Source organism: Photobacterium sp. (assembly GCF_033720175.1).
Lineage (GTDB): Bacteria > Pseudomonadota > Gammaproteobacteria > Enterobacterales > Vibrionaceae > Photobacterium.
This window is the reverse complement of the sequence record NZ_JAWWDA010000007.1, coordinates 208,989-222,784: the sequence shown is the minus strand read 5'-3', so window position 1 is coordinate 222,784 and position 13,796 is coordinate 208,989. Positions and strand designations below refer to the sequence as shown.

9 protein-coding genes are annotated in these 13,796 nt (G+C 49.1%); 4 read left to right on the top strand and 5 right to left on the bottom strand.

Annotation, left to right across the window (positions count from 1 at the left end; all coding sequences use genetic code 11):
- The first annotated feature begins 47 nt into the window (after nucleotides 1-47).
- The 3 genes from R3289_RS10495 (at nucleotide 48) to R3289_RS10485 (ending at nucleotide 3,681) form a co-directional block, all read left to right on the top strand.
- Nucleotides 48-1,607, top strand: a complete 1,560-nt coding sequence (locus R3289_RS10495) for an ABC transporter substrate-binding protein (protein WP_318925452.1) — start codon at nucleotides 48-50, stop codon at nucleotides 1,605-1,607.
- A gap of 151 nt (nucleotides 1,608-1,758) precedes the next feature.
- The gene (locus R3289_RS10490) at nucleotides 1,759-2,736 is read left to right on the top strand and encodes an ABC transporter permease (protein WP_318925451.1); all 978 of its coding nucleotides are present in this window, start codon (nucleotides 1,759-1,761) and stop codon (nucleotides 2,734-2,736) included.
- Nucleotides 2,737-2,739: 3 nt separating this feature from the next.
- On the top strand, nucleotides 2,740-3,681 hold the full coding sequence (locus tag R3289_RS10485) for an ABC transporter permease (RefSeq protein WP_318925450.1): 942 nt from the start codon (nucleotides 2,740-2,742) through the stop codon (nucleotides 3,679-3,681).
- Between the two features lie 75 nt (nucleotides 3,682-3,756).
- Here the strand turns inward: R3289_RS10485 and R3289_RS10480 are convergent, their stop codons facing one another.
- The 4 genes from R3289_RS10480 to R3289_RS10465 all read right to left on the bottom strand — a co-directional run bounded on the left by R3289_RS10480 (nucleotide 3,757) and on the right by R3289_RS10465 (nucleotide 9,972).
- On the bottom strand, nucleotides 3,757-5,523 hold the full coding sequence (locus R3289_RS10480; protein WP_318925449.1) for a hypothetical protein: 1,767 nt from the start codon (nucleotides 5,521-5,523) through the stop codon (nucleotides 3,757-3,759).
- 351 nt (nucleotides 5,524-5,874) lie between these two features.
- A complete protein-coding gene (locus R3289_RS10475; protein ID WP_318925448.1) occupies nucleotides 5,875-7,242 on the bottom strand; it encodes a YjiH family protein in 1,368 nt (455 codons plus the stop codon).
- A gap of 350 nt (nucleotides 7,243-7,592) precedes the next feature.
- Nucleotides 7,593-8,963: a glutathione-disulfide reductase gene (gene gorA, locus R3289_RS10470; protein ID WP_318925447.1), complete on the bottom strand. Its 1,371-nt coding sequence runs from the start codon at nucleotides 8,961-8,963 to the stop codon at nucleotides 7,593-7,595.
- A gap of 169 nt (nucleotides 8,964-9,132) precedes the next feature.
- Nucleotides 9,133-9,972 (bottom strand): 23S rRNA (adenine(2030)-N(6))-methyltransferase RlmJ, encoded by an 840-nt coding sequence (locus R3289_RS10465; RefSeq protein WP_318925446.1) that lies wholly within the window; start codon nucleotides 9,970-9,972, stop codon nucleotides 9,133-9,135.
- Nucleotides 9,973-10,196: 224 nt separating this feature from the next.
- On the opposite strand from R3289_RS10465, the gene prlC reads away from it, so the two are divergent.
- Complete coding sequence (gene prlC, locus R3289_RS10460; RefSeq protein ID WP_318925445.1) at nucleotides 10,197-12,239, top strand: oligopeptidase A; 2,043 nt, start codon at nucleotides 10,197-10,199, stop codon at nucleotides 12,237-12,239.
- 60 nt (nucleotides 12,240-12,299) lie between these two features.
- On the opposite strand, the gene gppA is transcribed toward prlC, so the two are convergent.
- Entirely contained in the window at nucleotides 12,300-13,793 is a 1,494-nt protein-coding gene (gppA, locus tag R3289_RS10455; RefSeq protein WP_318925444.1) for a guanosine-5'-triphosphate,3'-diphosphate diphosphatase, read from the bottom strand.
- Between the last annotated feature and the right edge of the window lie 3 nt (nucleotides 13,794-13,796).

Here is a 13,796-nt window from a genome sequence, read left to right as displayed (position 1 = left end):
AACACAACAGCAAGGGAGTTTCCTCCCCCGCATAAAGGAGCTATGCAATGAAAACCATTAAGAGCAAGCTGGCAGTCGCTTTAATAGCCGCAGGTCTGAGCTTTAGCGCAGCAGCAGCTGACATCAAGGTTGCCTACAGTGCTGACCCTGTTTCACTGGACCCACATGAGCAACTTTCCGGTGGTACGCTGCAATTGTCCCACATGGTCTTTGATCCACTGGTACGCTTTACCCAGGATATGGATTTCGAGCCACGCCTGGCACAAAGCTGGGAGCGTATTGATGACACTACTTTCCGCTTCAAACTTCGCCAGGGCGTGAAGTTCCACTCGGGTAACACCATGAGTGCGGATGACGTCGTATGGACGTTCAATCGCCTGAAGAATTCGCCAGACTTTAAAGCGATCTTTGAACCGTATAGCGAACTGAAGAAGGTGGATGACTACACTGTCGATCTGATCTCTGCCGGTCCTTATCCGCTGGTGCTGCAAACGGCTACTTATATCTTCCCAATGGATAGCAAGTTCTATAGCGGTAAAACAGACGACGGTAAAGATAAAGCTGAGCTGGTTAAGCACGGCAACTCTTATGCCTCTACTCATCTTTCCGGTACCGGCCCGTTCATCGTTACTGAGCGTGAACAGGGCGTAAAAGTTGAATTTGAACGTTTCAACGATTACTGGGATAAGGCATCGAAAGGCAACGTCGACAAGTTAACGCTGGTACCAATCAAAGAAGATGCCACCCGGGTAGCGGCACTGCTTTCCGGCGGTGTTGATATGATCCACCCTGTAGCACCGAACGATCATCAGCGTGTTCAGAGCGCAGAAGGTATCGACTTGGTGACCCTGCCGGGTACGCGTATTATTACTTTCCAGATGAACCAGAATAGTAATGAAGCGCTGAAAGACGTCCGTGTCCGTCAGGCGATTGTTCATGCCATCAACAACGAAGGCATCGTGAAGAAAATCATGAAGGGCTTTGCTACCGCAGCGGGTCAGCAGGGACCATCAGGTTATGTCGGGTATGATGAAGCATTGGTGCCGCGGTATGATTTGAAAAAAGCCAAAGCATTAATGAAAGAAGCAGGTTACGAGAAAGGCTTCAAGTTAACCATGATGGCGCCGAATAACCGTTATGTGAATGATGCCAAGGTGGCCCAGGCTGCGGCGGCAATGTTGTCAAAAATTGGCATCAAGGTGGATCTGAAAACCCTGCCAAAAGCACAGTACTGGCCAGAGTTTGATTTGTGTTCTGCTGACATGATGATGATTGGCTGGCATTCCGATACAGAAGATTCAGCGAACTTCACTGAATTTTTGACCATGACGCGTAACGAAGAGACCGGTAAAGGCCAGTACAACTGTGGTTATTACTCAAATCCAGAAGTCGACAAGTTGGTCGAGGATTCGAACGTTGAAACCGATCCGGTAAAACGTGCCAAGATGTTGCAGAAAGTAGAAGCGACGCTATACAACGAGGCCGCGTTTGTGCCATTACACTGGCAGAGTGAGGCATGGGGTGCTAAATCAACCGTTCATGCCGCAGACATTGTTAACCCAATGGTAATGCCATACTTCGGTGATCTTGTTGTCGACGAGGAATAATCGAGACAGACGTTAAGTCACCAAGAAAAATAGCAGTAGAAAGTAAGCGCAGTGCCGAAAACCGTTTTTCGGCACTGATACCCATCTTAGCCATTTGCTAATCGCAATGATTGAGATGGGTATAATTTAAGGATGATAAAAGGGGCAAGGAATGTTTACGTTTCTGGTCAAGCGCCTGTTTCAGGCACTGATAGTGATGTTTGTGATCAGTCTGGTGGCCTTTGCCATTCAGGATAACCTTGGCGACCCATTGCGCGAGCTGGTGGGGCAGTCTGTATCAGAAGCTGAACGTCAACAATTACGCGATGACTTAGGGCTTAACGACCCGTTTATAACTAAATATAGCCGTTTTCTCGGCAATGCGGTCCAAGGGGATCTAGGCACGTCGTATTCATTTAAGCGGCCGGCTGCAGATGTGATCCTGGATAAACTGCCAGCGACCCTTGAACTTGTTTTCGGGGCAACGCTGATTATTATTGTGGTTGCAATTCCTCTGGGGGTTTACACGGCTATTCACCCCAATAGTATATTTACTAAAACAGTAATGGCCTTAAGTAGCATCGGGATCTCCATTCCGGTATTTCTGACCGCCATCATGCTGATGTATGTCTTTTCCATTGAGTTTGGCTGGCTGCCTTCCTATGGCCGTGGTGAAACCATGAACTTATTGGGCTGGAAGTCTGGCTACTTTACACTCGACGGCCTTAAGCACCTTGTTTTGCCTTGTATTGCACTGTCTTCTATTATGATGCCGCTTTTTATTCGTCTGGTACGCTCCGAAATGCTTGAAGCGCTAAGCTCTGAGTACATTAAATTTGCCAGAGCCAAGGGTTTGGCAATGAATAAAATTTACTATCAGCATGCACTGAAAAATACCATGTTACCGGTACTGACGGTGGGTGGGGTGCAGATTGGTACCATGGTTGCCTACACCATTTTAACCGAAACCGTCTTCCAGTGGCCGGGTACAGGCTTGTTGTTCCTTGATGCAATTAACCGTGTTGATACACCGTTGATCACCGCTTATGTTATTTTTGTTGGTCTAATCTTCGTGGTAACCAACACAATCGTTGATCTGTTATATGGCCTGGTCAACCCGACTGTTAATCTGACTGGCAAGGGAGAGTAAGTCATGAATACAACGACAGTAGCAATGCCAAGCCGTTGGAAGCGTTTTAAAAACTCTGACATCGTCTACTATTTCCTGAAAGATAAAGTCGCGATGTTCAGTTTTGCCCTCTTCCTGACCTTTGTGACCGCCTCGGTGCTGGCGCCGTTTATTGCACCTACTGACCCCTATGATCTGTCTTTGATCGACATTATGGATTCAGAGCTGCCGCCTGCATGGATGGAAGACGGGGATAGCCGTTTCGTCTTGGGTACCGATGACCAGGGTCGAGATATCTTTTCGACCATTTTATACGGCTCGCGTTTATCCCTGACAATCGGCTTGTTAGCCGTGGGCCTGCAGCTGCTCCTCGGGGTTTCTATTGGTTTGAGTGCCGGTTACTTTGGCGGGCGTATCGACAGCTTTCTAATGCGCTTTGCCGATGTACAGCTCTCATTTTCAACCATGATGGTGGCGATTATTGTCTCCGCTATCTTCCGTACCGCGTTGGGCGCTGAGATGTTTGCCCAGTATGCGGTGGTCATGCTGGTGGTGATCATCGGTATTGCCGAGTGGCCGCAGTATGCGCGTACGGTGCGTGCTTCGGTACTGGCCGAGAAGAAGAAAGAGTATGTGGAAGCGGCACGGGTGATGGGCTTTAAATCATTCCGTATTATGTTCCGTCATATCTTACCGAACTGCTTGTCGCCGATTTTGGTGATCTCAACGGTACAGGTGGCGAACGCCATTATGTCGGAAGCGGCCCTGTCATTCCTTGGCTTAGGTCTGCCGGTTGATCAGCCCTCGCTGGGCTCGCTGATCAGCATCGGCTTCAATTATATCTTCTCCGGTTCGTGGTGGATCACCGCCTTCCCGGGTCTGGTACTGGTTACGTTAGTCCTGGTGATTAACCTGCTGGGTGACTGGCTGCGTGATGTGTTTAACCCGAAGATTTATAAGGGCTAGGGGCGAGTAGCAAGGTTAGAGAGGCGAGATTGGAAAAGGCGGCCGGGAGGCCGCCTTTGGGTTTATACAATCAACTTAACCTTGTTTCTTGTATTGAATACGAATTGTCGTTTTGGTGTCGTCAATTTTAGTTGTATCTGCACCAGCAAGCGGAGACTGAGTTTTAAACAGAGTGCCCTGGTCATGCGCTTTGCCTGCAGGCACATATTCCCACTGCGTTACCCAGTAGCTGTCGTTGCTGTCTTTCCAGCGAACGGTACTGTTAAGTTGCGGCACTGTGGCTTCGTTGGTTTTCTTGTCTTTGCTGAACTCGGCTTTAGCCCACCAGAAGTCTTGCGCTGCCAGCGTATTGCTGTCGAAGGTGACAGTCACACCTTTTTCAATCTCTGCGCTATTGCTGCTCACCACTTTCCATTCACCGTTCATATCAACCACAGGCATGGCATTGATGGCCGTAAAGTCAATTTGCGTGCTGTCGACCGCACTGTAGTACGAGGCGGCATACTCATTACCATTTGCTTCATGCAGTGCATTTGAATAGTATGAGTCACCAGAGTTTGCCTTCAGCAGTACAGCATCTTCAGACAGAACAGCCTTTTTACTGCGCGCTTCAATTGCCAGGTTGGCAGACTTGATAAATGAATACTGGTTGGCTTCCTGGCGAACGCTAGCATCATCAGGCAATTTGATCAGATTGTGTATATTGCCATCTTTATCCCAGAAAGTTTGAGTTGCATTACCTGTCTCTGAGTATTCATCTTGTTCAATATCCACATGGGCTTTGTTAAAGTAAAACCCGTTAAGCTGGTCAGCCCTACATTGCGTAGTCAGGCATGAAAACAGCCCGGTTGTTGTTGGTGCGTCCTCAAGCCATTTTGTGAGGGTCATTATTTCTGGCTCATCAAAAACGGGAGCACCATTTTCATTTTTCAGCTTAGTGCCGCAAAGAACAAAGTCACCATTTTTATATTGATCAGCATATTTGTCTTCTACGGATTGGTTCCAGCCCATAGTGCTTGGTACGGCGCTAATACCATTGTCAGTCATCGTCTCTCTGACCATCTTTTCGCCGTTTTGTGTCAAGAATTCAAATGTTGCCGGATACAGGCCTTGTGCCAGGAAGACATTTTTCAATACCTTACTACCATCATCTAGCGTTTCTTCGTACTTAGCTGGAAGGTTCAGCGTATCTAAGGTGTTGTCGAAGGTTAAGCAGGTTTGCTTGTTATTGCTAGGGCCGACATTGGAGCGCAGTGACACGCTGCTGTAAATGACTTTTTTAACGTCAGCGCCTTTGAGGACGATCTCGTCGTTACTCAGGTATTTTTGTCGGCTCTGATCCAAGTGCTCTTTCGCAGCATAATCAGAAACAGTTAATGATTTGTCTTTAAAATCGCTCTCAATAATGCCTTTTGCTTTAGCAAGATCGATTGCTGAAGCATTGATCAAATCTGTATTATCGCCAGACTCTGAAAGCAGCAGGCGCGTCAGGCCAATTGTGCGGTCAGAGCCTGAGGCTAAGTGATAAGGGGTAATATGCTTGTCAGCACTTACTGTACCCAACAGAATGGCATTATCCGATGTAGGCTCACCTAAATAAAAGCTGACGCTATCGCCTTCGTTATAGCTGAACTCGCCTTTGTCATTGGTTTGTCCTGACTTGCCTGAAGATGTTACGTAGTAGAGGTTTTGCACAGGGGCATCAATAAACTGCCCTTGGGTTAACGTTGCTTCAGCATCTGGTGTTGCCGGGGTGGTATTAGAGTTGCTGTCGCTACCACAGCCTGAAAGTGTAAGAGCTGCCGCCAACGACAATGTTAAAACAGAATATTTGAATTGCATTTTCTATCCTTTTCAGTGCATGCAAATGCAGCTGCACTGTGATTGGTATTATTGTTGTTGATAAAGTTAAACTTTATCCATCGTGCGTATATAATGGCGGTGTTATGAGAGCAATATCACACATTGATAACTGTGATGTTAGGCGGTTTTTTTGAGTAAATACTTTATTATCAGGTGGGTTAAAATTATTTGTGCTTATTTATTAGTCGCTTATAAATTATTGACGGGAAAGGCCATAGGTAAAGTAAGTGAATTTATATGCGGTGTTGAGGTTAAATCAATGCAGGGTACAAAAAAAGCCAGCTGAAATAACAGCTGGCTTTTTTAAGTTTAAATTTTAGTAACAGTGACCTAGAAAAAAATATGTGCCATCAATGCGATGACGGGCAGTGTCACCAAGGTACGCAGAATAAAGATCACGAACAGTTCCCACGCTTTGACCGGCACTTTACTGCCAATCAGCAGGGCACCAATCTCAGACATATAGATAAGCTGGGTGACCGACATTGCCGCAATGACAAAGCGGGTCAGGTCACTTTCAATACCTGATGCCAGAATTGATGGCAGGAACATATCGGCAAAACCCACCACAATGGTTTTCGAAGCAGCTGTTGCTTCCGGGATCTGGAGCAGTTCCAGGAACGGAATGAATGGCATGCCCAGGTAATCAAAGACGGGGGTGTTTTCGGCAATGACCAGCGCCACCGTACCGATAGCCATAACGACAGGCAATACACCAAAGACCATGTCGACGGCATTTTTTACGCCATCTAGAGCGATTGCACGCAGGCTTTTAACTTCTTTAGCCTTGTTTAGCGCTTGTTCTAAACCATAAGAGAAAACATTATGGCCAGCAGGTACGGCCTCGCTGTCGGCAGAGATTTCAGAACCATCAATGTAAACGTTTTTCTTGTTTGACAGTGGTGGCAGACGCGGCACGATGATTGCGGCAACCAGACCGGCCAGGCAGACGGTCAGATAGAACTGGGCAAACATATGCTCAAGGTTAACCTGAGAAATCACAACCAGGCTGAAGGTAATAGAGACCGCAGAGAACGTTGTGCCAATAACCGCGGCTTCACGCTGAGTGTAAAGACCGGTTTCGTACTGTTTGCTGGTCAGCAATACCCCAACACTGCCATCACCCAGCCAGGAAGCGATACAGTTAACGGATGAGCGTCCCGGCAGACCAAATATCGGACGCATTATTTTAGTAAAGAGGGTGCCGAAAAACTCAAGCAGACCAAAATTTAGCAGTAGTGGTAGCAACATACCCGCAAAAATGAAAACAGAGAAGAGAACAGGTAATAAATCGTTTAGTACTAAGCCACCGGTTGCGCCATTATGGATCATTTCCGGACCGAATTCGAAATAGGTCATCAGCACAAATACCGCCCCCATCTGCTGGACAACAAACCATGGCAGAGTTGGGTTGAGCAGGCCGTTTAGGAAACGGTTGCTGGTGATAAAACCAGGCTTCGCCAGCTTAGTGAATACTGACATCACAGATGTCAGGCTGATGATGAAGGTTACCATTGCCGTTAACATACCATCAAAAACGGTCTGCACGGATTTTGCCAGCACAGCAATCGGAATGGTGATTGTGCCTTGGTACTCGATAGGTGCCATAAAGAGGAAAACACCTAATAGAGAAGGAAGAAGGAACATCAGCCAGTTGGCTTTGCTGTTCGGAGAGGCTGAAATGGCTTGATCCTGCATGGTCGACCTTTTAACGTGCTGTTCTGATTAAGAGTAAGTAACGGCATTGTATTTGCCGATAATAACTATTCACTGATCATCCATAATCTAGTCGGTGAAGATTACCTTTTTTATTCAGGGTTTGGAATGGTATCCCACTTTTATTTGGATATCTATGCTATTTATCCTGCGTTTTATTCTGTTTGTGGTGGTTGTCACTGTTTGAAGGCGTGATAAGGTAATGACGTGTAGTGCATAGTCTGTGGTTGCTTATGCTGAAAGGTGAGAGCGGGCTGAAAGATAGCGTTGATGATGTTGGCCGGTAAAAAATGCTGCCACTCAGGCAGCATTTTAGCTTGATAACCGATTGGTTATCTCATGGTAACAAACTCTTCAGACCCGGTCGGGTGGATAGCGACAACGCTGTCGAAGTCTGCTTTGGTTGCGCCCATTTTGATTGCAACACCAAACCCCTGGATCATCTCATCAACGGTAAAGCCGATGCCGTGCAGGCCGACCACTGTCTCCTCCGGGCCGGCACAAACCAGTTTCATCTTGCATGGCTGGCGGTGTGAGGTTACGGCCGTATACATCGCGGTGAAGCCCGATTTGTACACTTTGACGTTATCTGCGCCGTATTCGGCAATCGCTTCAGGCTCGGTCAGGCCGATGGTGCCGATCGGGGGGTGGCTGAAGACCACGGTCGGAACCAGTTTGTAGTCCATTTTGGCATCTGTTTTGCCGTTGAACAGGCGTTCAGAGAGCTGACGACCGGCTTTTACGGCCACAGGAGTCAGCTCGATACCGCCTGCCATGATGTCGCCCACACAGTAGATGCCTTCAACATTGGTTTGCTGATATTCATCAACCTTGATGTAGCCATATTCGGTAGTCTCTACGCCCGTTGCCGCCAGATTGATTTTGTCTGTGGTCGGGTTTCGGCCGATGGCCCAGATCAGCAGGTCGGTATTGTGCGACTCGCCGTTTTCAAAGTGCAGGGTGGTTGTGCCATCGGCCTCTTTAACCACTTCTTTCGGGATTGAATGGGTATGAAGCGTCGGGCCTTCTGCATCCATCACTTCTACCAACGTTTCGATGATCATCGGGTCGAAACTGCGTAGCGGTGACTCTTTACGGACGAACAGGTGGGTATCGGTACCCAGGGCACTCAGTACACCGGCGATTTCGACCGCAATGTAACCGGCGCCAATAACCGCTGTACGTTTAGGTTGCTCGTTCAAATCGAAGAAACCGTTTGAATCGATACCGTGCTCTGCGCCAGGAATGTCAGGGATAGTTGGTTCGCCACCGACGGCAATCAAGATATGATCGGCGGTATAATGCTCGCCGTTTACTTCGATGGTCTTAACATCACCGCCATTAGTCTCAACAAAGGTAGCAAAACCATTGATCACTTCGATTTTGTTGTTGCCTAGAACATTATCATAAGCTTTATGGATGCGGCTGATATACGCTTCGCGGTTTTCTACCAGCTTGCTCCAGTTAAAACTTTTCACGTCTACATCAAAGCCATAATCTTTGGCATAAAGGTGCATAGCTTCCGCAATTTGCGCGCCGTGCCACATCACTTTCTTCGGAACACAACCCACGTTGACACAAGTACCGCCAAGCGCTTTGGCTTCAATCAGAGCGACTTTAGCGCCATACATGGCCGCCCGGTTTGCCGAGGCAATCCCGCCACTACCACCGCCGATACAAATGTAATCAAAATGCTTTGCCATGACTTTCTCCGCTTATTGTAGAATTTATTCGCTGACCTAGTGTAATCAAGAACGTTGAGAGTTACGAGCGGCGGGGATCGAGAAAGTCGGGCGGGAAGGGAATAACTTATTAGAGGTGATAATAAGGCGGGCATGCACCCGCCTGCAAAGTTATTGGGTCGTCGGGAGGTTATTCCGGTACGATCCATTCTACTTTGTGGTGTCCGTGAGCGGGGGCAATGGCTTGTTGCAGCCAGGGTAGAATCGCCTTCATCTGGTTTTCTAATTTCCACGGAGGATTGATCACAATCATGCCCGATGCCGTCATGCCGCGTTCGGTCGTGTCGGGTTCAACCCCTAGCTCAATCTGCAAAACCTTACGAATGCCGCTTTTTTCCAGCCCTTTAAGCATCTTATCGATGTTCTCACGATATACCACCGGGTACCAGATCGCATAGGTACCGGTTGCCCAGCGCTTGTAGCTATCAGCGATCGCGTTGACCACATCCATGTACTCATGCTTGAGCTCATAAGGCGGGTCGATTAGCACCACACCCCGGCGCTCTTTCGGCGGCAAGCTGCCTTTTAAGCGCAGGAAAGCATCTTCTTTATACATCCGCACCTGGCGATCGCCCCGGAATTCCTGCAGCAGCAGCGGGAAGTCTGACGGGTGCAGTTCAGTCAGCACCATCCGGTCTTGTTCGCGAAGCTGGGCGCGGGCGACGCGAGGTGAACCTGGGTAATAACGCAATTCATCACTGTCATTGAGCACTTTGATCGCATTAATGTATGACGCGATTTCAGCGGGAATATCATCACGAGACCAGATACGGGCAATGCCTTGTTTGAACTCACCGGTTTTTTCACTGCGCTCATCTTGCAGATCGTAGCGGCCAACGCCGGAGTGAGTGTCGTGATACACGAAAGGCTTATCTTTTTGCTTGAGTGCATCCAGGATCAGGCTTTGGACGATGTGTTTAACCACATCGGCATGGTTGCCGGCGTGGAAGCTGTGGCGGTAACTCAGCATGAATCGGTCTCTATGAGTATTAAGTGATGTCTGTTGGTGGCTATTATGGCGAATTGTCCGTGAATAGCCAGACAGCGGCTGGAACTTTAGTAAAGCGAGATGTGGATTTGAGATTAAAATAATAGAGCTGACTGAGAAAATTCGCCCATAATTCGGGGCAAGGGATTGAATTGATGTACCCGAAGACACATTTAATGAAGGAAGAATGAATTAAGGATATGCACATGTCTAACCCATTATTAACCATGACGGATCTGCCTCCGTTTTCTCAAATTAAGCCAGAGCACGTAAAACCCGCGGTTGAACAAGCCATTGCTGACTGCCGTCGCAACGTTGACGAAGTGCTGGCCGGCGAGGCAGTACCAAGTTGGGAGACGATTTGTGCACCACTGGCTGAAACCGATGATCGTCTGAGTCGTATCTGGTCGCCGATCGGTCATCTGAACGGGGTGAAAAACAGCCCGGAACTGCGCGAAGCCTATGAGAGCTGTCTGCCGCTGCTGTCTGATTACGGGACCTGGGTCGGCCAGCATAAAGGCCTGTATGACGCTTATAAAACGATTAAAGCCAGTGATGACTTTGAACAGTTAAGCCAAGCGCAACAAAAATCGGTCACCGATGCGCTGAAAGAATTTGAACTATCAGGTATTGGTTTGCCCGCTAATGAGCAGCATCGCTATGGCGAGATCAGCAAGCGCCTGTCAGAGCTGGCGTCGTCATTTAGCAACAATGTTCTGGATGCCACCATGGGATGGAGCAAGCAGATCCCCGATCAGGCCCAGTTATCCGGCTTACCGGACTCAGCGCTGCAAGCGGCCAAAGCCGCTGCTGAAGCAAAAGAGCTCGATGGCTACCTGTTTACCCTCGATATTCCGTCTTATTTACCCGTGATGACATACTGTGAGAACCGGGCGTTACGCCGGGAAATGTATGAAGCCTTTGTGACCCGGGCCTCCGATCGCGGTCCGAATGCCGGTAAATGGGATAACAGCGACATCATTGCCGAGAAACTGAAACTGAGCCATGAACTGGCCCGCCTGCTTGGTTTTAATTGCTACAGCGAAAAGTCACTGGCAACCAAAATGGCCGAAACCCCGGAGCAGGTGCTGAGTTTCTTAAACGATCTCGCGATCCATGTGAAACCTCAGGGTGAGCGTGAAGTGGCTGAGTTGCGTGACTACGCCAAGAGTGAATGCGGGGCTGATGAGCTGGAACCGTGGGATTTTGGCTTTTATGCCGAAAAACTGAAGCAGCATCGCTACAGTATTTCTGATGAGCTGCTGCGCCCTTACTTCCCTGAAAATAAGGTGGTCGCAGGTCTGTTCGAAGTCCTTAAACGTGTTTTCGGAATGGATGTACAACAGCGTGAAGGGGTTGATGTCTGGGACGATAGCGTCACCTTTTACGATATTTTTGATGCCTCGGGCGAACTGCGCGGCAGCTTCTACCTCGACCTTTATGCCCGCGAGCACAAAAATGGCGGCGCCTGGATGGATGAGTGTATGGTTCGCCGTACCCGTATTGACGGAAGCCTGCAAAAACCGGTAGCGTACCTGACCTGCAACTTCAATAAGCCGCTTGGTGATAAGCCGGCGCTGTTTACCCATGATGAAGTGGTCACCCTGTTCCATGAAACGGGCCATGGTATTCATCATATGCTGACGAAAGTTGATACGCCCGCTGTCTCCGGGATCAATGGTGTGCCCTGGGATGCGGTAGAGCTGCCAAGCCAGTTCCTGGAAAACTGGTGCTGGGAGGAAGAGGCGCTGGCATTCATCTCGGGCCATTTCGAGAGCGGTGAGCCGTTGCCAAAAGAGATGTTAGATAAGATGCTGGCTGCGAAGAACTTCCAGTCTGCGATGGGGATTTTGCGTCAGCTGGAATTCGGTTTGTTTGATTTCAGCCTCTACACTCACTACGATCCGGAAGTGGGCGCACAGGTGCTTGAAACCCTGTCTGAGGTGAAAGCTCGCGTGTCCGTGTTACCTAGCCCTGAGTGGGGGCGTTTTCCGCACGGCTTCAGCCATATTTTTGCCGGTGGTTACAGTGCGGGATACTACAGCTATCTGTGGGCGGAAGTGCTGTCATCAGACGCGTTCTCACGTTTTGAAGAGGAAGGTATTTTCAATGCTGAGACTGGCGCAGATTTCTTAGATTGCATCTTAGAGCGCGGGGGCAGTGAAGAGCCGATGGTGCTGTTCAAGCGCTTTCGTGGCCGCGAGCCCAAAATTGACGCGTTATTACGTCACTCTGGCATCGCCGGTTAATAAATAAAAAAGGCTCCCGAGGGAGCCTTTTTTGATCGGATGGGGATGGAAGTTAAGCGTTTATTTGCTTTCTTCAATCACCAGTGGCCAGCCCATGTCGGTTTGGCGGGTGGCTTCTTGCTGTAGTTCAGCACAGGTTAGCGGGTTGGCGGCAAGCCAGCCGGCAGGAAGTGCAAGGATCAGGGTGTTATCAGCAACCGATAAGTTAAATGGCGGCTGCTGGGTATCGTCGCGGCGATGGCAGAGAATGACCGCTAACCGTAACAGACGTAACAGACGGGCCGCACTATGGGCAGACAGCGCGTGTTGTTCCGGCAGGCTGGTCAACTGTTCGCGGAAACGACGTAACAGCTCGGCGATCAGGTGCTTCTGGGCCCGGGTAAATCCTGGTAAATCAATGTGATTGATCAGGTACGCAGCATGTTCACTACTTTTCTTGAACTCAATGCTGGTACCAATTTCATGCAGGGTGGCACTGGCATGCAGCAGAGATTTAGCCTGAGGCTCCAGTTGCCATTCTTGCTCACAAGCTGTCAGCAACGCCATTGCACAATGGGTCACCGCATTGGCATGCCGGGTATCAAGCTGAAACCGCTCCTGAACACTGATAAGTGTGCGTTCGCGTACATCATGGTGGCGCATCTGGCTCATCATTTCATACACCATACCTTCACGTAAGGCGCCTCCGGCCAGAGTCATAGACTGAATATTCAGTGACTCAAACACGGCGATTAAAATGGATAAACCGCTTGGAAACACCAGTGCACGTTCCAGGGTCAGCCCTTCAATATCAAGATCTTCCAGGCGTTCATATTGCATTGCCTGACGTTGCATGCGCTTTAGCTTTTGCAGGGTGATAATTTCATCCATCCCTTGCGCCAGCATAATCTCCTGCAGGGCTTGCACGGTACCGCTGGCACCGACACAGGTTTCCCAGCCTAACTGGGTGTAATGCTCGACAATCGGTTCAATGGTATGTTTAGCTGCATTGATGGCCGCCGCAAAATTTTCAGCCGTTAAGTAGCGATCTTTAAAATAGCGCTCTAACCAGGTCACACAGCCGATCTTCAGGCTGGTTAATGCGCTGGCATCAAAGCCTTCACCGATAATGACCTCGGTACTGGCACCGCCGATATCGACCACTAAACGCTTGTCGCTTCCCCCGGAGGTATGGGCGACGCCCTGATAGATAATTCGGGCTTCTTCTTCGCCGGGAATGAGCTCGATATCGTAGCCAAGAATGTCTTTTGCTTTGGAAAGAAAGGTCTCAGCATTAACCGCAGTACGTAACGCTGCCGTTCCGACAATCCGGATGCGTTTGGCCGGAATATCCTGCAACCGTTCTGCGAACAGGCTCAGGCACTCCCAGCCACGTTGCATCGCCTCTTCACTCAGTTCGCTGTGGGCATTCAGCCCTGCAGCCAGGCGTACTTTGCGCTTAATTTTAGCCAATGTTTGCACACTGCCGGCAACTTCGCGAACAATCCACATATGAAAGCTATTGGAGCCTAAGTCAATTGCGGCGTACAGAGGTGATACTGAACTTCTTTCCATCGG